Source organism: Amycolatopsis sp. NPDC004772 (assembly GCF_053601215.1).
In genome coordinates, this window is record NZ_JBSGBK010000032.1 from 22076 (window position 1) to 40814 (window position 18739).

Here is an 18739-nt window from a genome sequence, read left to right on the forward strand (position 1 = left end):
TCTATCGTGGTTGACGTCGGGACGGTACCGTCTCGTCCGAACGTCGAAGGAGGCTGCGATGCGCGACTTCGTCGAGCACGCACTCGATCTGCTGCTGAAGCACGACATGGCCGGGTTCGCCGGGCTCTGGGCCGAGGACGGCGTCCTCGAGTTCCCGTTCGCCGGTCCGGGCTACCCGAAGCGCGTCGAAGGGCGCGAGGCGATCCGCGAGTACCTGCGCGACTACCCGAACCTGCTGGACATCCGCGAGGTCACCGCGAAGACCGTGCACGAAACGACCGACCCGGCCGTGGTCGTCGCCGAATTCACCGTTGCCGGAGTCGTGGTGGCGACGCAGAAGCCGTACGAGCTGTCGTACATCGCCGTGATCACCGTTGCGGACGGTCTCATCCGCCACTACCGCGACTACTGGAGCCCGCTCGCCGCCGCAGAGATCCTCGGCGGCGCCGACGAACTGACGGCGGCGTTCGGTGGCTGACGTCCTGGTCCTCGGCGGCACCGGCACGACCGGCCGCCGGGTCGTCGCCGGCCTGCGTGCCGGGGGATTCGCGGCCCGGGCGGCCACGCGGAAGCCGGGCGAGGCCGGGCAGGTCCGGTTCGACTGGGCGGATCGGTCGACCCACGCCGAGGCGCTGCGCGGAGTCTCCGCGGTCTACCTCCTGGCGCCGATCGGTGAGGCTTCGCCGGCCGGCCTGGTGGCGCCCTTCCTGGACGACGCGCTGGCGGCGGGTGTCCGGCGGGTCGTCCTGCTCAGCTCTTCGGCGGTCACGCAGGACACCCCGGGCCTCGGCGACCTGCAGCGGCTGGTGCGCACGGCACCGGAGTGGGCCGTGCTGAAGCCGTCCTGGTTCATGCAGAACTTCACCGGCGAGCACCTGGTGGCCCAGGGGGTGCAGGACGGCGAGATCGTCACGGCCACCGGCGACGCCCGGGTCGCGTTCGTCGACGCCGGCGACATCGCGGCGGTCGCCGTCCGCGCGCTGACCGATCCGGTACCGCACAACACCGACCACGTCCTGACCGGACCGGCCGCGTTGAGCTACGCCGAAGCGGCGGCGATCGTGTCCGCGCGCCTCGGCCGTCCGGTGCGGCACCGCGCGGTCGGCACCGGGGCCTTCGCGGCTTCGCTGACGTCGTCCGGGATCCCCGCCGAGTTCGCCCGCGTGCTGGCCGCCCTGGACGAGGACATCCGGCGCGGCGCCGAAGACCGCGTCACCCCGGCCGTCGAGCAGGTCACCGGGCGGCCGGCCCGTTCGTTCGAAACCTTTGTGCAGGAGGAAATCCGATGAAGCAGCTGATGTTCGAAGAAGACCGGCAGTTCTGGTTCGAGACCCTCCGCCTGTTCGGCCACGCGGCCTACGGCGGCTCGGACTTCGGCGAGGTCCTCGCGGCGGCGTCGACCGTGACGCCGGGCGACTACGACAGCTGGCACGACGCCTACCGCGCGCTGGCCGATCGCCTGTACGCCGAAGCGGCCGACGCCGGCCCGGTCACCGCGCGCGACCTGCTGCTGCGCGCGTCGACGTACTACTTCTCCGCGGAGTTCTTCCTCCACGGAGACCCGGCGGACCCGCGCATCGCGGCGGCCTACGATCGCAGCGTCGAGTGCTTCCGCCGCGCGGAGGTGGCCGAGCCGGTCGAAATCCCGTACGAGGGCACGGTTCTGCGCGGGTACTTCTACCGCGCGCCGGGGGCCGGGCCGAAGCCGTTGCTGATCATGCACAACGGCTTCGACGGCAGCGCCGAGGAATGCCACTTCATGGGCGCGGCGGCGGGCGCCGCGCACGGTTACCACGTCCTGACGTTCGACGGCCCGGGCCAGCCGAGCGCGATCCGGCACGAGAAGCTCGTGTTCCGCCCGGACTGGGAGCACGTGGTGACGCCGGTGGTGGACTTCGCCCTGGCCCTCGACGGAGTCGACCCGGAACGCATCGCGCTGCTGGGGGTGAGCCTGGGCGGCGAGCTGGCCCCGCGCGCGGCGGCGTTCGAACACCGGCTGGCGGCCGTGGTCGCGGTGGACGGTGTGTACGACGCGGGCGCGGCGGTGACGGGCCTGCTGCCCTGGTCGCGCGAGGAGATCGTGCGCCGGGCCCAGGCCGCGGCGGACGAGGAGTTCGACGCGCTGCTCGCGGCGGGCCGCGAGGCGAGCCCGACGCTGCGCTGGGCGTGCGACCACGGCCGGTACGTCCTGGGCGCGGCGACCGACCGCGAGTTCATCGCGAAGTACCTGGAGTACACGCTGGAGGGCGGCATCGCGGAGAAGATCGAGTGCCCGGTACTGGTCTGCGAAGCGGCGGACGACCTGTTCTTCGGCGGCGACCAGGAGACCGAGCCGAGGCGGCTGTACGCGCACTTGGAGGCACCGAAGACGCTGCTGACGTTCACGGCGGAGGAGGGCGCGGACGCGCACTGCCACGTCGGCGCCCAGCGCCTGGCGGCGGGCCGCATCTACGACTGGCTGGACCGGACGCTCTAGCCTTCGAGGGCGAGCGCCGCGCCGAACCCGACCAGCGCGGCGCCCGTCGCGCCGTCCATCGCCCGGCGGACCTTGCGCTGCTGCAACCAGCCCCGCACCCGGTGCACGAAGAACAACAGCACCACCTGCCACACCACGCCCAGGGCCGCGACCGTGTACGCCAGCAGCAGCGCATCGCCCTGGTCGGTGACTCCCGGCGTCAGGAACTGCGGCAGCACCGACAGGTACAGCACGATCACCTTCGGATTGGTGATGTTGGACAGGAACCCTTCGCGGAACCGGCGTCCGCGGGAGGCGCGGGCTTTCCGGACGTCGTCGAGGGCGGCGTAGTTCCCGCGCCAAGCGCCGCGGAGGGCCTGGATGCCGAGGAAGACCAGGTAGGCCGCGCCGAGCCACTTCACCGTCTCGAACACCGGCTGGTAGCGGGTGATCACCGCGCCCAGCCCGAAGGCTGCCGCCGTCCCCTGGAGGAAGTTCGCGATGGTGATCCCGGCGCACGCCCAGCCGCCGCCGCGCGCGCCGCCGGTCAGGGCGTTCTTCAGCACGACCATGGTGTCCGGGCCCGGCATCATCGCCAGGAAGGCCATCATCCCGGCGAAAGCCGCGTAGGTGTGCCAGGTCATCAGGCCTCCAGGGCGAGGGCGGCGCCGAAGCCGAGCAGGGCGGTACCGGTGACGCCGTCCAGCGCCCGGCGCACCCGGCGGCGCTCCAGCCACGCCCGCACGCGGTGCACGAACACCAGCAGCACCAGCAACCACAGCATGCCCAGCACGGCAACGGTGTAGGCGAGGGCGAGCGCGTCCCACGTCGTGGTGCGGACCGGGTCGAGGAACTGGGGGAGGACGGACAGGTACAGCACCAGCACCTTCGGGTTGGTGATGTTGGAGAGGAAGCCCTCGCGGAACCGCCGGAAGCCCCCGCCTCGCTGCCGCCGGCCCTCGTCGACGGCGTGGTAGTTGCCGCGGAAGGCGCCCCGCAGCGCCTGGAACCCGAGGAAGACGAGGTAGGCGGCGCCGGCCCACTTGAGCGCGAGAAACACCGGCTGCGACCGCGCGATGAGGACGCCGAGCCCCAGCGCCGCAGCGCTGCCCTGAACGGCGTTGCCGGCGAAGATGCCCACCGACGCGAGCAGCCCGCCCCGGAACCCGCCGGACAGCGCGTTCTTGAGCATCACCATCGTGTCCGGCCCCGGCGCGAGGACGATCAGGACCACGATGACCAGGTAACTCCCGTACGCACTCCACGTCACGGCTCCCCACGCTAATCGACGGGGCAGGGGCGGGTCTCGCGGATTTCGGTCACACAGTCCACAACTCGCGCAAGCCGGCCTTCCGCTGGCTTGGACAGGAGGTCATGGGGAGGCCTGGGCGGGGGGCCGGTCCGGGTGTCCGCGTGCCGTTGGGGTCGGCGGGGCAGCGGCCCGCGATCGGCCGCGCACACAGGGTGCACGACCGCATCCAGCGCGTGCGGGACTCGGCGGAAGCACCTCCGGCAGAGTAGTGTTCGGCCATGTCAGCAGGGGAAATCGAGCTGTTGCCCGGTGAACGCGTGCTCTGGGCGGGGGAGCCGGTCCAGCGCCCGCTCTACGTCGCCGCGGATGGGGTGGTTGCCCCGGTCGGGCTTCTCCTCGCCGCCGCCGCTCTCTGGCTGCTGCTCACCCGCGAACCCAGCGGTCTCACCATGGCCGCGGTCGTTGTTGCGCTCGTGATCGGTCTCTACGGTGCCGTCGGCCGGTCGATCGTCCGGTACCTCGCGCTCGGGCGCACCACCTACGCCGTCACCGACAGCCGGATCATCGCGCGCTCGGGGCTGTTCCGGCAGAAAGAACGCTCCAGCGAGCTGGCCGGACTGCCGGCCCCGATGCTCAAGGCGGGCCCGTCCCGCACCGGGACCATCACCTTCGGCGGCGCGGGAACCGTGACGCTGATCGGGATCGGCGAGCCCAAGCGCGTCCGCGACCTGCTCACCAAGGCGATCGACGAAGCCCACGCCCGCCAGGCCCCGCCGGAAGCCGACAGCCCGGCTGCCTGATCGGGGCAACCCGCGCGGCCTCCCGGTGCGTCAGCCCGGCAACCGAGGAGGTTGCCGTGGACGAACCGCTGATCGCCCTGGAACCGGGTGAGCGGCTGCTGTGGTCGGGACGGCCGCGGCGGATCGCCCCGACCGGGCTCGAGTGGTACCGCCTCGTCTTCGGCTCGGTCATGGTGTCGGGGTTCGCCGTCGCCATCGGGCTGCCGGCCCCCGGGGCGGCCGTGACCTTCGGGAGCATCGGGCTCGCCGTCGTCTGGGCGCCGGTGCTCTGGCGGCTCCGCACGACGCGCCGCGCGGTGTACGCGGTGACCGACCAGCGGGTCGTGGTGGCCGACCGCGTTTCGGGCCGCATCCGCACGTGCGAGTACCTGAATGACCTGGAGCCGCCGGTCGTCCGGCGCGACCAGGGCGGCGGCGGCCGGCTCACGCTCACGAGGCGGGACGGGTCCGTGTACCTGCTCGGATATTCCCTGCCGAAGAAGGGGCAACCGGCCCCGATCGAGCTGTTCGACGTGCCGGACGTCGACGGGTTGCGCGACCTGATCGTGCACGAGCAGGCGGCCGGTTGACGTCACCCGGACGTGTCCCATTGCACTGCCACCATAAGTTACCGGTCGGTACACTCGACGAAACGTCCACCGCCGGAGGTGCCCAGTGCCGTACCCATCCGACAACGAGCGGGATCGCCCCTGGGTGATGCGCACGTACGCGGGGCACTCCTCCGCCGCCGCGTCGAACGAGCTCTACCGGCGCAACCTCGCGAAGGGGCAGACCGGCCTTTCGGTGGCCTTCGACCTGCCCACCCAGACCGGCTACGACCCGGACCACCAGCTCTCCCGCGGTGAGGTCGGCAAGGTCGGCGTCCCGGTGTCGCACCTCGGCGACATGCGGCGGCTCTTCGACGGCATCCCGCTCGCCGAAGCGAACACGTCGATGACCATCAACGCGCCGGCCATGTGGCTGCTCGCGCTGTACGTCTCCGTGGCGCGCGAGCAGGCCGAGGCCGAGGGGCGCGACGTCGACGAGGTGCTCGCGAAGCTCGCCGGCACCACGCAGAACGACATCATCAAGGAGTACCTGTCCCGCGGGACCTACATCTTCCCGCCCGGGCCGAGCCTGCGGCTGATCACCGACGTGATCGCCTGGACCGTGCACCACGTCCCCAAGTGGAACCCGATCAACATCTGCAGCTACCACCTGCAGGAAGCCGGGGCGACGCCGACGCAGGAAGTCGCCTACGCGCTGTGCACCGCGATCGCCGTCCTCGACGCCGTCCGCGACTCGGGGCAGGTCGACGCGGCCGACATGGCGAAGGTCGTCGCGCGGATCTCCTTCTTCGTCAACGCCGGCGTCCGGTTCGTCGAGGAGATGTCCAAGATGCGCGCGTTCACCGCGCTCTGGGACGAGCTCACGCGCGACCGTTACGGCGTAACGGATCCCAAGGCCCGCCGGCTGCGCTACGGCGTGCAGGTCAACTCGCTCGGGCTGACCGAGGCCCAGCCGGAGAACAACGTCCAGCGGATCGTGCTGGAGATGCTCGCGGTGTCGCTTTCCCGCGGCGCCCGCGCCCGCGCCATCCAGTTGCCCGCGTGGAACGAAGCCCTCGGCCTGCCGCGGCCGTGGGACCAGCAGTGGGCGCTGCGGATGCAGCAGGTGCTCGCCTTCGAGACCGACCTGCTGGAGTACGAGGACATCTTCGACGGCTCGCACGTCATCCAGGCCAAGGTCGACGAGATCATGGCCGGCGCCCGCGAGGAGATCGCCCGCGTGCAGGACCTCGGCGGCGCCGTCGCCGCGGTCGAGAGCGGCTACATGAAGTCGCAGCTGGTCGCGTCGCTGGCCGAGTACCGCCGCGAGATGGAGAACGGCGAGCGGATCCTGGTCGGGGTCAACAGGTTCGGCACGACCGAGCCGTCGCCGCTGCAGGCCGAAGGCGCGAAGGCGATCGAGACGATCGACCCCGCCGTCGAGAAGGCCGCCGTCACCGCGATCGAAGAGTGGCGCACCCAGCGCGACAACGAGGCCGTCGAACGGTCGCTGGCCGCGCTGAAGGAACGCGCGCAGACCACGGAAAACCTGTTCGAGGCCACTGTGGACTGTGCACGGGCCGGCGTGACCACCGGCGAGTGGGCCGGCGCGCTGCGCGAGGTGTTCGGTGAATACCGGGCGCCCACCGGCGTTTCCGCCTCCGCGGTCGCCGGAGCCGGGGACCCCGAGCTGGAGCGGGTGCGCACGCGGGTCCGGGAAACCGAGGCGGAGCTGGGCGAGCGGCTGCGGATCCTGGTCGGCAAGCCGGGCCTCGACGGGCACTCCAACGGCGCCGAGCAGGTCGCCGTCCGGGCGCGCGACGTCGGCTTCGAGGTCGTCTACCAGGGCATCCGGCTGACACCCGAGCAGATCGTCGCGGCCGCGGTGCAGGAAGGCGTGCACGTCGTCGGGCTCTCCGTGCTCTCCGGCTCGCACCTCGAGGTCGTCCCGCACGTCGTCGACGGCCTGCGCGCCGCGGGGGCGGGCGACGTGCCGGTGATCGTCGGCGGCATCATCCCGCCCGACGATGCCGCGCTGCTCACCGAACGCGGCATCGCCCGGGTGTTCACGCCCAAGGACTACGAGCTCACCGGGATCATGGACGGCATTGTCAGCCTGATCCGCGAGCGGCACGGCCTCAGCTGAGCTCGGCCAGTACGTCCTTTGTGGACTTCACGGTGGCGAACTGGTTCGCCAGGTTCGCCGCCGTGACGCGGGAGAGCTCGTCCGCGGGCACGCCCGGGAGGTCGAAGGTGAACGTGGCGTCGAGCGCGAAAGTGACGTCGTAGCCGAGGTTCCCACCCATCCGCGCGGTGGTTTCGCAGCAGAAGTTCGTCTGGATGCCGGCCACGACGAAGCTCGTGATGCCGCGCTTGCGCAGCCACGCGTCGAGGTCGACGTCGCCGAGGAACGCCGAGTTGACCTTCTTGCCGAACACGAGGTCCGGCCGGGCGCCGTCGAGTTCGGGCTTGAAGTCGTTGCCCGGCTGGCCGGGACGCAGCGGCGAGCCGGGCTTCGGCGAATCGTGGTGCACCAGGACCACCGGGAGCCGCCGCTCCTGCCACGCGTCGAGCAGGGCCTTCATGTTCGCTTCGGCGCCCGGGTTGTTGCGCGGGCCCCAGAGCTCCGGGTCGTCGAACCCGCGCTGGACGTCGATCAGGATGAGTGCCGTTTCGGTCATGCCGTCGAGTCTCGCGGGGGTGCGGTGCGCGAGGGGAGTGGCAGAAGACGCGCGATGCGGTACTTTCCTGCCATGCGCACCATCGGCGTCCTCCTGCTGCCGGGCACCCGGGTGTTCGACCTCGCGGTGATCGGCGAGGTCTGGGGCCAGGACCGGACCGACAGCGGCATCGGCCCGTTCACCGTGCGGCTGTGCAGCGCCGGCCGGGTGCGGACGGCCACGTCGCCGTTCGGTGACGTCGCGGCCACGCACGGCCTCGCCGGGCTCGACGGCTGCGACCTCGTGCTCGCACCGGGCCGCGACGACCCCCTCGCTCCGGTGCCGCCGTCGGCCGTCACGGCGCTGGGTCGCGCCCACCGGGCGGGCGCGACCGTCGCCGGGTTGTGCTCCGGCGCGTTCACCCTCGCCGCCGCCGGCCTGCTCGACGGCCGCCCGGCGACCACGCACTGGCGCGACCTCGACGCCCTCGCCGAGGTCGCCCCGCGCGCGGACCTGCAGCGCGACGTGCTCTACACCGACGACGGCGGCGTCCTGACGTCCGCGGGCGTCGTCGGCGGCCTCGACCTCTGCCTGTACCTGGTCCGGCGCGACCACGGCGCCGACATCGCCGCCATGCTGGCGCGCCGCCTGGTGATGCCGCCGGCGCGCGAGGGCGGGCAACGCCAGTACGTCGACCACCCGCTGCCACCGAAGGCGGCCCAGCCCGGTATGGCGTCCACAATGGACTGGGCGCTCGCGCGGCTCGGGGACGGCATCGGCGTCGAGGACCTGGTCGGGCACGCGCGGATGAGCGAGCGGACGTTCCACCGCGAGTTCGCCGCGGCCACCGGGGTGACACCCGGACGCTGGCTGCGCGTCCAGCGCGTCCGGTACGCGCAGCGGCTGCTGGAGACGACGTCGCTGCCGGTCGAGCGCGTCGCCGAGCGGTCCGGGCTGGGCACGGCGGCCAACCTGCGGCGCCGGATGCGCGCCGAAGTCGGCGTCGCGCCGGACAGCTACCGGCGCACATTCCGCGCGGGAAGTACTACCGTCGGGGCATGACCGAGTACGAGCACATCCTGGTCAAGCGCGACGGCGACACCGTCACGATCACCATGAACCGGGCGGCGCGGCGCAATGCGCTCTCGGCGGAGCACCTCGCCGAGCTGCTCGCGGCGTTCCGCGAGGCGGGGACGACCGACGCGACCGGCGTCGTGCTGGCCGCCGACGGCCCGGTGTTCTCCGCCGGCCACGACTTCGCCGACGTCGCCGCGCGCGACCTGGTGGGCGTGCGCGAGCTGCTCACGTTGTGCACGGACGTCATGAAGACGATGCAGTCGATCCCGCAGGTGGTCATCGCCCGCGTGCACGGCCTGGCCACGGCGGCGGGCTGCCAGCTGGTGGCATCGTGCGACCTGGCCGTGGCCGCCGAGTCGGCGGGCTTCGCGCTGCCGGGCGGCAAGGGCGGCTGGTTCTGCCACACGCCGGCCGTCCCGGTGGCGCGGTCGATCGGCCGCAAGCGCCTGATGGAGCTGGCGCTGACCGGCGACGTCATCGACGCGGCGACGGCGCTGGACTGGGGCCTGGTCAACCGGGTCGTCCCCGACGAGCAGCTCGACGACGCCGTCGCGGAGCTGCTGGCCCGGGCCACCCGCGGCAGCCGCGCCAGCAAGTCGATGGGCAAAGTGACGCTCTACGCCCAGCTCGACCGCCCCGAAGCCGACGCCTACGCGATCGCGCTCGAAGTCATGGCGGCGGCGTCCCAGCTGCCCGGCGCCCGCGAGGGCATGGCGGCGTTCCTGGAGAAGCGCAAGCCCTCCTGGCCCGACTGATCGGCGAGAGGGTCCGGCCGGGTTTCGGCGTGGCCACCGACCGTACCATACGGTATGGTATGGCCATGGCGAGCAAGCGGGATTGGCTGGACGCGGGGCTGGTGCTGCTGGCGGAGCAGGGCGCGCCCTCGGTGACCATCGAACGGCTCACCGAACGCCTCGGGCTGTCGAAAGGCTCCTTCTACCACCACTTCAAGGGCATGAGCGGCTACCGCACCGCCCTGCTGGAGCACTTCGAAGCCGAACGCACCACGCGGTTCGTGGAGCAGGCCGAAGCGGCGGACGGCGACCGGCTGAGCGCGTTGCTGAAGCTGGTCCTGGCGCCGGGACCCGGGCCGGAGCTGGAGATCGCCGTCCGGGCGTGGGCCCTGCAGGACGCCGAAGCCCGGGCGGTGCAGGAGCGCGTGGACGCCACCCGCGTCGCCTACCTGACCGAGATCGGCGGCGACGCCGACCTCGCGCGGGCGTTGTACCTGATCGTCGTCGGCGCCGGGCAGGTCGTGCCGCCGCTGACCGGCCGGCAGCTGAAGAGCGCGTTGGAACTGGTACTGGGGAGACGGAAATGACCGAGCCTTACGTCGACGGCGCCGACTACGTCGAGTTCAAGGAAATCGAGAGCGAGAACAGCCTGCGCGAATTCGTCGCCGGCGTCTTCGGCTGGTCGCCGGCCTGGGTGAAAGCCCTCTTCGGCGTCCGGTACGTGCTCGCCAAGGCGCTGCGGCTGGAGACCGCGTCGGTTCCGCGGACCGGCCGGCTGCGGCCCGAGGACATCGGCTTCGCGCCCGGCGACCGCGTCGCGTTCTTCACCGTCCGCGCCGGGGATCCGGAGCGGTACCTGGTCGCGGGCGTGGACGACAGTCACCTGACCGGGTACCTGACGGTCGAAGCGGTGTTGCGCGGCTTCCGGCTCGGCACGATCGTGCACTTCCACAACCGCGTCGGCCCGGCCTACTTCGCGCTGATCAAGCCGTTCCACCACCTGGTGATCCGCGGGATGCTCAAGGCCGGTGCCGCTCGAACAGCATGAGCTGCGCCCACGCGGCGATCGACTGCGCGTCGGTGATGTCCCCGGCGAGGATCATCTTCTCGACGTCGGCGCGCGCGAACCACGCGCTGCGCATGTCCTGCTCCTCGTGCTCGCGCTCCGGCTCGCCCTCGCTGATGTCGGTGGCGAGGAACACCCAGCCGCGCTGGCTGCTCATGCCGGCGGCGACGTCGAGCTTGCCGAGGGGGACCATCGAGCCGGCCCGCAGGCCGGTTTCCTCGCGCAGCTCCCGGACGGCGAGTTGGGCCGGCGGCACGTCCGCCAGGTCCGGCGCGGTGCCCTGCGGGAACTCCCAGCGCCGCTCGCCGAGCGGGTAGCGGAACTGCTCGACCAGCCGGAACCGGTCGCCGTCCTGGGCGATGACCAGCGCGTACGACGGCTTGTCGATCACGCCGTAGATGCCCGGCGAGCCGTCGGGGCGGCGGATTTCGTCCTCCCGCACCGTCATCCAGTTGTTCCGGTACACCTCGCGGGACGCGACACGCTGAATGGGGTCCACGCGCCCAGTATCGCCGACCCTGTCCTACCCTCCTCGGGTGCGTCTCGTGATCGCGCGGTGCCAGGTCGACTACGCCGGCCGGCTCACCGCCCACCTGCCGATGGCCACCCGCCTGCTGCTCGTCAAGTCCGACGGCTCGGTGTCGGTGCACTCCGACGACCGTGCGTACAAGCCGTTGAACTGGATGAGCCCGCCGTGCTGGCTGATCGAGGACGGCAAGCTCTGGATCGTCGAAAACAAGCAGGGCGAGAAGCTGGTGATCTCGATCGACGAGATCTTCCACGACTATTCCCAGGCCCTGGGCGCGGAACCGGGCCTGCAGAAGGACGGCGTGGAAGCGCACCTGCAGGAACTGCTCGCCGAGCACATCAAGACCCTCGGCGACGGCTACACGCTGGTCCGCCGCGAATTCCCCACGGCGATCGGCCCGGTCGACATCATGGCCCGCGACGCCGACGGCCGTTCGGTGGCGGTCGAGATCAAGCGCCGCGGCGAAATCGACGGCGTCGAGCAGCTGACGCGCTACCTCGAGCTTCTCAACCGCGACCCGCTCCTGGCGCCGGTGCAGGGCGTGTTCGCGGCCCAGATCATCAAGCCGCAGGCCCGCACGCTGGCCGAGGACCGCGGCATCCGCTGCCTGACCCTGGACTACGACGAACTCCGCGGCATCGAGTCCGACGAGTTCCGGCTGTTCTGAGGTGGAGCCGGGTCGGTACGTCCACTACAAGGGCGGCGAGTACGAGGTGCTGGGCCTGGCCCGGCACAGCGAGACGGAAGAGGAACTCGTGGTGTACCGGGCGCTCTACGGCGAGCGCGGGCTGTGGGTGCGTCCGGCGGCGATGTTCGCGGAGACGGTCGAGACACCGGACGGCCGGGTGCCGCGGTTCCGGCGCGTGGCAGACTGACCGCGGGGCGTTGAAAAATTGACCCCGCGGTCGCCCGAAGGGACGTATCTCGGTGCCGATACCGAATCGATGCCGAAATCGGTGTATCTGATTCGGTGATTATTGCTCCGCCAGGAAATCTTTGACCCGATAGGTGCGCGGGTGGTCAGCGGAAACTTTTTCACCGTGATTCCTGCGCTGTTCGGGTGAGTTCGGGATCTTATTCGGCGTTTTCGTGCGACACTCGATTCGAGGGGTTCCGCCGGTGCGTCCGGCGTGGCCGGAGGGTGGTGCGCTCGGCCGTCTTTCTTCGTCGTGCCAACGTTTCAGTCCGCCTTCGAGCTCGGGGTGCGCATGCCATCCGGCCGGCGTGTGCGCATTTTCGCCTGCACGCAAGGAGGAAGTCATGCGTTATCGCCCACTCGGTTCCGATCCGGCCGACCCGCGCCTGGGCCGGTTCATTCCGGACGACTGGCGGCACGTGGAAAGGTATCCGCTCGGCGCGCTGGCCGACGAAGACCGGCCCACCCGGGCGCCGGTGGTGATCGGCGTCAACTGGTACTCGGCGTTCGACCAGCCCGAGCAGGACGAGAAGTCCGGCGAGTTCTTCATCGCGAAGGCCGGCGTCAAGAAGCTCGGCCGGATCCGCGGCGGCCACTGCGTGTGCCTCGAGCCGGGCGGCACCCCGGACACCGACGCCTGGTACGCGTTCTACGACCAGGGCCACGAAGGCGCCTGCGTCGGCTTCGGCTGGTCGCGGTGCATGTCGATCTTCAACGGCAGCGAGTACGCGGCCCGCTGGCTCTGGGACTCGGCCAAGAAGCGCGACGAGTGGCCCGAGACCAACCCCGGCGACGAGAACGGCACGTCGGTCCGCGCCGCGGCCGAGGTGCTCAAGGACACCGGGCACGTCCTGTGGGACGACTCCTACGGCAACGACGACTGGCACACCCGCGAGAAGTACACCGCCGAGGCCAAGCAGGGCATCAAGGCGTTCCGCTGGGCGAAGTCGGTCGACGACGTGCACTCGGTGCTCGCCAACCCGCGGGCCGACGAGCTCGGCGCCGTGCCGATCCTCAACTCGTGGGGCCCGGGTTACCCGCACCGGACCTACCTGCCCGACGACGTGCTGGCCCACCTGATCGCCGAGGACGGCGAGATCGCCGTTCCGACCGACCGCTGATCCCCGCCGCTCCCGCGGCGCGCGGAACGAGGGCGCGTTCTCCCTGGTCAAGGCCGGGAGAACGCGCCCTCTGACCATTTTGGACACGTCGGCGTGCCGACCCTGAATCCATGCAGTACTGTCCGGATCCGACGGGATGCTGGTGATTCCTGTCGGATCTTGTCCTGTTTGAAATAGGGAACTGCCGGAGGTGGGTCGGGTGCTCGTCCTAGCCGATGCGAACCTGCGACTCGACGCGAGCGCGATCGACTACATCGAGTTGGCGTTCTACTTCGCGCTCGTGCTCGGCATCGGGTACCTGGCGCGGCGGCAGGTGTCGAGCAGCCTCGACTTCTTCCTGTCGGGCCGATCGCTGCCCGCCTGGGTCACCGGCCTGGCCTTCATCTCGGCGAACCTCGGCGCGGTCGAGGTGATGGGCATGTCGGCCAACGGCGCCCAGTACGGCCTGCCGACCGTGCACTACTTCTGGATCGGCGCCATCCCGGCGATGCTGTTCCTCGGCATCGTGATGATGCCCTTCTACTACGGCTCCAAGGTCCGCAGCGTTCCGGAGTTCATGCGGCGGCGCTTCGGCAAGCCGGCCCACCTGGTCAACGGCGTCAGCTTCGCCGCGGCCCAGATCCTCATCGCGGGCGCGAACCTCTTCCTGCTGGCCAGCGTGGTGAACCTGCTGCTGGGCTGGCCGCTGTGGGTGTCGATCATCGTCGCCGCCGCGATCGTGCTCTCCTACACCGCGCTCGGCGGCCTCTCCGCCGCCATCTACAACGAGGTCCTGCAGTTCTTCGTCATCGTCATCGCGCTGGTGCCGCTGACGATCATCGGCCTGGTCAAGGTCGGCGGCTGGCAGGGCCTGGTCGACAAGGTGACCAACAGCCCGGGCGGCACCGCGCAGCTGCACTCGTGGCCCGGTGACAACCTGACCGGCTTCGGCAACAGCGTCCTTTCGGTGCTGGGCATCGTCTTCGGCCTCGGGTTCGTGCTCTCCTTCGGTTACTGGACGACGAACTTCGTCGAGGTCCAGCGCGCGATGGCGTCGAAGAGCATGTCGGCCGCGCGGCGGACCCCGATCATCGGTGCCTTCCCGAAGATGCTGGTCCCGTTCATCGTCATCATCCCCGGCATGATCGCCGCGGTCACCGTGTCCGAGTACGTCAAGGACAAGCAGGTGCTGCTCGACGGCGGCAAGGCCGACAGCGGCGTCACCTTCAACAACGCGCTCCTGCTGCTGATGCGCGACCTGCTGCCGAACGGCATGCTCGGCATCGCCATCGCCGGTCTGCTGGCCTCGTTCATGGCCGGCATGGCGGCGAACCTGAGCTCGTTCAACACGGTCTTCACGTACGACATCTGGCAGACGTACGTGAAGAAGGACAAGCCGGACCACTACTACCTCAACCTCGGCCGCATCGTGACGTCGGGCGGCACGATCCTCGCGATCGGCACGGCGTTCATCGCGTCGAACTCCGGCAACATCCTGAACTACCTGCAGGACCTGTTCTCCTTCTTCAACGCGCCGCTGTTCGCGACGTTCATCCTGGGCATGTTCTGGAAGCGGATGACCCCGCACGCCGGCTGGAGCGGCCTGGTGCTCGGTACCGCGTCCGCGATCACGATCTGGGGCCTGTCGCAGGCCGGGGTGATCGGCCTGGAGGGCCAGGGCACCAGCTTCGTGGCCGCCGGGGTCGCCTTCGTGGTCGACATCGTGGTGAGCGTCGTCGTGTCGCTGGCGACCAAGCCGAAGCCGGACGAAGAACTGGTCGGCCTGGTCTACTCGCTGACGCCGAAGGAGACGCGCCAGCACGACGCGACCGGCGAGAACGCGGGCTGGTACCGCAAGCCGGGCCTGCTCGCGGGCATCGTGCTCGTCCTGACCATCGCCCTGAACATCATCTTCTAGGAGGTCGGAATGGCTACCGAGTCGCAGCCACGCGCGCACAAGGCAGGCGCCTTCGACATCCGGCTGATCATCGCCCTGCTGATCGGCGTCTACGGCGTCATCCTCACCGTGATGGGCATCGGCTTCACCTCCGACGAGGAGCTCAAGAAGGCGGCCGACGTCAACATCAACCTGTGGGCCGGGATCGGCATGCTGGTGGTCGCCGCGCTGTTCGTCACCTGGGCCCTGGTGCGCCCGCTCGTCGTGCCGGCCGAGCCGGAGACCGGCGACACACCGGCGGCGGCGGCCGAATAGCCGGGTTGTCCGGACAGCGGCGTTCGGGTGCCGCTACCGTGCATCGCGTGTTCCCAGACGTTCGGCACCGCCGTCTCCCGAAGCTGTTCCTGCTGGTCACCGCGCTCGCGCTGCCGTTGACGGCGTGCGGGCCGGACCTCGGCAAGTCCAACTTCGCCCGGACGACGGTGCCCGCGGCGGCCGGCTCCGGCCAGGTCCCCGACAGCCCGATCACCGACGCCGCCGTGGCGGCCGGCGTGCTCCGCACGATCCAGCCATGCCAGTTCCTGACCAAGGACGCACTGGGCGCACTCGGCCTCGGCACGGTCGAGGCCGACCCGTCGCCGTCGTCCATCGCCTTCGACACCTGCAGCAACAAGGTGAAGGACCCCGGTGGCAAGGAAATCCGGCTCGAGCTGGAGATCGGCAGCACCCTCGTGCCGCGGGCGGACAAGACGACCGGGGTGGCCGGCGGGCTGCCGCTGCGCGTGAACAAGACCGGCGACACCGACTGCACCGTCGCGGTGATGACGGCGCTGAACCCGGATGTGGCGCTCGGGGTGTCGGTCACCTACGCCGGTGACCCCTGCCGCCCCGGGCAGGCACTCGCCGAAGCCGTCGTCCAGAAGGTGCACAACTCGCCGGAGAAGTACTCGACACCCGCGGGCACCGTGCTGACCGCCGAGCCGTGCGCGATGGCCGACGCCGCGGCGGTGACCGCCGTCGTGCCGTCGGCGAAGCCCGCCCCCTCGGGGCTGCACTCGTGCGAGTGGCGGGACCGCGGCCCGACGGTGACGGTCGGGTTCCGGCCGGGCCTGCCCCCGCTCGTCGGCGACGGCAACTCCAAGGTGGACCTCGGCAACGGCGTGACCGGCTTCCAGAAGCAGGCGACCGGCGGTTCGGCGCGGTGCAAGGTCGAGTGGCAGCACCGGCCGTGGCAGGGCGACGACGTCGAACTGGCCCAGGTGGACTACCAGGGGTATGCCGACAACGACACCGACCCGTGCGGCAAGGCGGTGACCGTCGCGAAGAACGTGGTCACCAAGCTCCCCAAACCCTGATCTGGCGGCGGGCCGCGCGGAGAGGTAGGAAGGGGACACCCCACCCGCCGATGCGCCGGAGGCTGCCGTGAAGAAGATCATCAACGATCCGGCGAACGTGGTCGCCGAGTCGCTGCGGGGGCTCGCCGCCGCGCACGCCGACGTCCTCCGCGTCCAGTACGACCCGGACGTCGTGATCAGAGCCGACGCGCCGGTCGCGGGCAAGGTCGCCGTGATCTCCGGCGGCGGGTCCGGGCACGAGCCGCTGCACGGCGGGTTCGTCGGCCACGGCATGCTCGCCGCGGCCGTGCCCGGCGCGGTGTTCACCTCGCCGACGCCGGACGCGGTGCAGGCCGCCGTCACCGCGACCACCGGCGACGCGGGCGCGCTGCTCATCGTCAAGAACTACACCGGCGACGTGCTGAACTTCGAGACGGCCGCCGAGCTGGCCGCCGCCGAGGGCCTCGAGGTGCGCAGCGTCGTGATCGACGACGACGTCGCGGTCAAGGACTCGACGTACACCGCGGGCCGCCGCGGGGTCGGCGGCACGGTGCTCCTGGAGAAGATCACCGGCGCCGCCGCCGAGCGCGGCGACTCGCTCGACGCCGTCACCGCGATGGCACAGAAGGTGATCGGCCAGGTCCGGTCGATCGGCGTCGCGCTCACCGCGCCGACCGTGCCGCACGCCGGCACCCCCAGCTTCGACCTCGCCGACGACGAGATCGAGTTCGGCATCGGCATCCACGGCGAGCCCGGCCGCGAGCGGCTCCCGGCCGAGCCGGCCGACGCGCTGGTGGCCCGGATGGTCGAGGCGGTCGTGTCCGACCTGCCGTTCGCCTCGGGCGACCGCGTGCTGCTGTTCACCAACTCGATGGGCGGCACCCCGCTGGTCGAGCTCTACCTGGCCCACGGCATCGCCGAGCGGCTGCTGGCCGACCGTGGGATCGTGGTCGAACGCCGGCTGGTCGGCCCGTACATCACCAGCCTCGAGATGCAGGGGATGAGCCTGACGTTGCTCAAATTGGACGACGAGCTGACCGAGTTGTGGGACGCCCCGGTCAACACCGCGGCCCTGCGGTGGGGGCTCTGATGGCGTGTGAGGCCGCGGGGGTCGCGGCGGCGGTGCGCGCCGCCGCGGCGGTGGTCGCCGAGCACCGCGTGGAACTGATCGACCTCGACCGCGCGATCGGCGACGGCGACCACGGCGAGAACCTCAACCGCGGCTTCGCGGCCGTCGTGGCGGCGCTCGATTCGGCGGTTCCGGACACACCGGGCGGGGTGCTCAAGCTCGTCGCGACGACGTTGATTTCGAAGGTCGGCGGGGCCGCGGGCCCGTTGTACGGCACGGCTTTCCTGCGTGCCTCGGCCAAGCTGGGCGCCGTCGGGACCGTCGACGTCCCGGCGTTGCTGGACGCGCTGCGCGCCGGCCTCGAAGGCGTCCAGGCCCGCGGCAAGGCCGTGGGCGGCGACGCCACCATGGTCGACGCCCTGATCCCCGCGGTGGCGGCCGCGGAGAAGGCGGCCGAGGGCGGCGGGGACGTCGCCGCGGTGCTGACCGCGGCGGCCGACGCGGCCGACACCGGCGCGGAGTCCACAGTGGACCTGGTGCCGCGGAAGGGCCGGGCGTCCTACCTCGGTGAGCGGGCCGTGGGGCACCTGGACCCCGGTGCCCGGTCGTCGGCGCTGCTGCTGCGGGCGTTCGCGGAGGCCGCCCGGTGAGCGTGGGAATCGTGCTCGTGTCGCACAGTGCGAAGCTCGCCGAAGGCCTGGCCGAGCTGGCCGCCCAGATGGCGCCGGACGTCACCATCCTCCCGGCCGGCGGCCTCTCCGACGGCTCGATCGGCACGGACTACGACGAGGTCGTCGCCGCCACCCAGCGCGCCGACTCCGGCGACGGCGTCGTGCTGCTCTACGACCTGGGCAGCGCGCAGATGACGGCGGAGCTCGCCGTCGAGTCGCTGGCCGACCCGTCGGCCGCGATCGTCGCGGACGGCCCGCTGGTCGAGGGCGCGATCGCGGCGGCGGTCGCGGCGCAGGCCGGGCAGGGCCGCAAGGCGGTGGCCGAGGCCGCCGCGGCGGCCGGGATCCCGGACGACCTGGCGCCCGCCGAGGAGGCTCCGGCCGACGCCGCCGAAGTCGAGCTGGAGCTGCACAACGACGTCGGGCTGCACGCGCGGCCCGCCGCGGTGCTGGTGCGCACGCTCAGCGAGTTCGACGCCGAGGTGACCGTGCGGCTCGGCGACCAGGAGGCCGACGGCCACAGCGTCCTGGCCTTGATGTCGCTCGGCGCACGCCAGGGCGACCGGATCCGCGTCCGGGCGCGCGGGCCACAGGCGTCCGCCGCGCTGGAGAAGGCGAAAGAGCTGGTGGACGGCAATTTCGGCGAGTGAAG

Annotated in this window: 23 protein-coding genes; 19 read left to right on the forward strand and 4 right to left on the reverse strand. The window is 71.2% G+C overall.

The annotated features are described in order from the left end of the window. Positions 1 to 10: 10 nt before the first annotated feature. From ACWEF6_RS20680 to ACWEF6_RS20690, 3 genes are read left to right on the forward strand one after another with little or no spacing between them, the layout of a single operon-like run. The gene (locus ACWEF6_RS20680; protein WP_449684436.1) at positions 11 to 478 is read left to right on the forward strand and encodes a nuclear transport factor 2 family protein; all 468 of its coding nucleotides are present in this window, start codon (positions 11 to 13) and stop codon (positions 476 to 478) included. Then, a complete protein-coding gene (locus tag ACWEF6_RS20685) occupies positions 471 to 1289 on the forward strand; it encodes an NmrA family NAD(P)-binding protein (RefSeq protein WP_449684437.1) in 819 nt (272 codons plus the stop codon). Before ACWEF6_RS20680 ends, ACWEF6_RS20685 begins: the two co-directional genes overlap by 8 nt. After that, a complete protein-coding gene (locus ACWEF6_RS20690) occupies positions 1286 to 2476 on the forward strand; it encodes an alpha/beta hydrolase family protein (protein ID WP_449684438.1) in 1191 nt (396 codons plus the stop codon). The genes ACWEF6_RS20685 and ACWEF6_RS20690 overlap by 4 nt, the downstream gene beginning before the upstream one ends. On the opposite strand, the gene ACWEF6_RS20695 is transcribed toward ACWEF6_RS20690, so the two are convergent. Together ACWEF6_RS20695 and ACWEF6_RS20700 are read right to left on the reverse strand one after the other, a co-directional pair. Then, on the reverse strand, positions 2473 to 3099 hold the full coding sequence (locus ACWEF6_RS20695) for a LysE family translocator (protein WP_449684439.1): 627 nt from the start codon (positions 3097 to 3099) through the stop codon (positions 2473 to 2475). The two genes, ACWEF6_RS20690 and ACWEF6_RS20695, sit on opposite strands and share 4 nt — an antisense overlap. Continuing rightward, positions 3099 to 3725, reverse strand: a complete 627-nt coding sequence (locus ACWEF6_RS20700) for a LysE family translocator (RefSeq protein WP_449684440.1) — start codon at positions 3723 to 3725, stop codon at positions 3099 to 3101. Before ACWEF6_RS20700 ends, ACWEF6_RS20695 begins: the two co-directional genes overlap by 1 nt. A gap of 260 nt (positions 3726 to 3985) precedes the next feature. Between ACWEF6_RS20700 and ACWEF6_RS20705 the strand changes: the two genes are divergently transcribed. The 3 genes from ACWEF6_RS20705 (at position 3986) to ACWEF6_RS20715 (ending at position 7180) form a co-directional block, all read left to right on the forward strand. After that, positions 3986 to 4507 (forward strand): PH domain-containing protein, encoded by a 522-nt coding sequence (locus ACWEF6_RS20705; protein WP_449684441.1) that lies wholly within the window; start codon positions 3986 to 3988, stop codon positions 4505 to 4507. A 56-nt stretch (positions 4508 to 4563) separates the two neighbouring features. Beyond that, complete coding sequence (locus tag ACWEF6_RS20710; RefSeq protein WP_449684442.1) at positions 4564 to 5076, forward strand: hypothetical protein; 513 nt, start codon at positions 4564 to 4566, stop codon at positions 5074 to 5076. 85 nt (positions 5077 to 5161) lie between these two features. Further along, positions 5162 to 7180 carry a protein meaA gene (locus ACWEF6_RS20715; protein WP_449684443.1) on the forward strand — a complete coding sequence of 673 codons (2019 nt, stop codon included), beginning with the start codon at positions 5162 to 5164 and terminating at the stop codon, positions 7178 to 7180. Here ACWEF6_RS20715 and ACWEF6_RS20720 read toward each other — a convergent pair. Beyond that, positions 7173 to 7715: a cysteine hydrolase family protein gene (locus ACWEF6_RS20720; protein ID WP_449684444.1), complete on the reverse strand. Its 543-nt coding sequence runs from the start codon at positions 7713 to 7715 to the stop codon at positions 7173 to 7175. The genes ACWEF6_RS20715 and ACWEF6_RS20720 overlap by 8 nt on opposite strands. Before the next feature lie 72 nt (positions 7716 to 7787). Here ACWEF6_RS20720 and ACWEF6_RS20725 point away from each other — a divergent pair, with 72 nt between their 5' ends. From ACWEF6_RS20725 to ACWEF6_RS20740, 4 genes are all read left to right on the forward strand, one after another. Then, positions 7788 to 8756 (forward strand): GlxA family transcriptional regulator, encoded by a 969-nt coding sequence (locus tag ACWEF6_RS20725; protein WP_449684445.1) that lies wholly within the window; start codon positions 7788 to 7790, stop codon positions 8754 to 8756. Continuing rightward, positions 8753 to 9526 carry an enoyl-CoA hydratase-related protein gene (locus ACWEF6_RS20730; RefSeq protein ID WP_449684446.1) on the forward strand — a complete coding sequence of 258 codons (774 nt, stop codon included), beginning with the start codon at positions 8753 to 8755 and terminating at the stop codon, positions 9524 to 9526. The genes ACWEF6_RS20725 and ACWEF6_RS20730 overlap by 4 nt, the downstream gene beginning before the upstream one ends. Positions 9527 to 9591: 65 nt before the next feature. Further along, positions 9592 to 10092 (forward strand): TetR/AcrR family transcriptional regulator, encoded by a 501-nt coding sequence (locus ACWEF6_RS20735; protein ID WP_449684447.1) that lies wholly within the window; start codon positions 9592 to 9594, stop codon positions 10090 to 10092. Next, positions 10089 to 10553: a DUF2867 domain-containing protein gene (locus ACWEF6_RS20740; protein WP_449684448.1), complete on the forward strand. Its 465-nt coding sequence runs from the start codon at positions 10089 to 10091 to the stop codon at positions 10551 to 10553. Before ACWEF6_RS20735 ends, ACWEF6_RS20740 begins: the two co-directional genes overlap by 4 nt. Here the strand turns inward: ACWEF6_RS20740 and ACWEF6_RS20745 are convergent. Beyond that, positions 10525 to 11070 carry an NUDIX domain-containing protein gene (locus ACWEF6_RS20745; RefSeq protein ID WP_449684449.1) on the reverse strand — a complete coding sequence of 182 codons (546 nt, stop codon included), beginning with the start codon at positions 11068 to 11070 and terminating at the stop codon, positions 10525 to 10527. The genes ACWEF6_RS20740 and ACWEF6_RS20745 overlap by 29 nt on opposite strands. A 37-nt stretch (positions 11071 to 11107) precedes the next feature. On the opposite strand from ACWEF6_RS20745, the gene nucS reads away from it, so the two are divergent. The 9 genes from nucS to dhaM all read left to right on the forward strand — a co-directional run bounded on the left by nucS (position 11108) and on the right by dhaM (position 18737). Then, on the forward strand, positions 11108 to 11767 hold the full coding sequence (nucS, locus tag ACWEF6_RS20750) for an endonuclease NucS (RefSeq protein WP_449684450.1): 660 nt from the start codon (positions 11108 to 11110) through the stop codon (positions 11765 to 11767). Between the two features lies 1 nt (position 11768). After that, positions 11769 to 11975, forward strand: a complete 207-nt coding sequence (locus tag ACWEF6_RS20755) for a DUF1653 domain-containing protein (RefSeq protein WP_449684451.1) — start codon at positions 11769 to 11771, stop codon at positions 11973 to 11975. A 385-nt stretch (positions 11976 to 12360) separates the two neighbouring features. Then, the gene (locus ACWEF6_RS20760; protein WP_449684452.1) at positions 12361 to 13137 is read left to right on the forward strand and encodes a hypothetical protein; all 777 of its coding nucleotides are present in this window, start codon (positions 12361 to 12363) and stop codon (positions 13135 to 13137) included. A gap of 199 nt (positions 13138 to 13336) precedes the next feature. Further along, positions 13337 to 15034 carry a sodium:solute symporter family protein gene (locus ACWEF6_RS20765; protein WP_449684453.1) on the forward strand — a complete coding sequence of 566 codons (1698 nt, stop codon included), beginning with the start codon at positions 13337 to 13339 and terminating at the stop codon, positions 15032 to 15034. Positions 15035 to 15043: 9 nt separating this feature from the next. Continuing rightward, positions 15044 to 15328 carry a hypothetical protein gene (locus tag ACWEF6_RS20770; protein WP_449684454.1) on the forward strand — a complete coding sequence of 95 codons (285 nt, stop codon included), beginning with the start codon at positions 15044 to 15046 and terminating at the stop codon, positions 15326 to 15328. A 47-nt stretch (positions 15329 to 15375) separates the two neighbouring features. Beyond that, complete coding sequence (locus ACWEF6_RS20775) at positions 15376 to 16368, forward strand: DUF3558 domain-containing protein (protein ID WP_449684455.1); 993 nt, start codon at positions 15376 to 15378, stop codon at positions 16366 to 16368. A gap of 67 nt (positions 16369 to 16435) precedes the next feature. After that, positions 16436 to 17437, forward strand: coding sequence for a dihydroxyacetone kinase subunit DhaK (gene dhaK, locus ACWEF6_RS20780; RefSeq protein WP_449684456.1), 1002 nt, complete (start codon positions 16436 to 16438; stop codon positions 17435 to 17437). After that, entirely contained in the window at positions 17437 to 18066 is a 630-nt protein-coding gene (dhaL, locus tag ACWEF6_RS20785; protein WP_449684457.1) for a dihydroxyacetone kinase subunit DhaL, read from the forward strand. Before dhaK ends, dhaL begins: the two co-directional genes overlap by 1 nt. Further along, the gene (gene dhaM / locus ACWEF6_RS20790; protein ID WP_449684458.1) at positions 18063 to 18737 is read left to right on the forward strand and encodes a dihydroxyacetone kinase phosphoryl donor subunit DhaM; all 675 of its coding nucleotides are present in this window, start codon (positions 18063 to 18065) and stop codon (positions 18735 to 18737) included. Before dhaL ends, dhaM begins: the two co-directional genes overlap by 4 nt. The last annotated feature ends 2 nt before the right edge of the window (positions 18738 to 18739 follow it).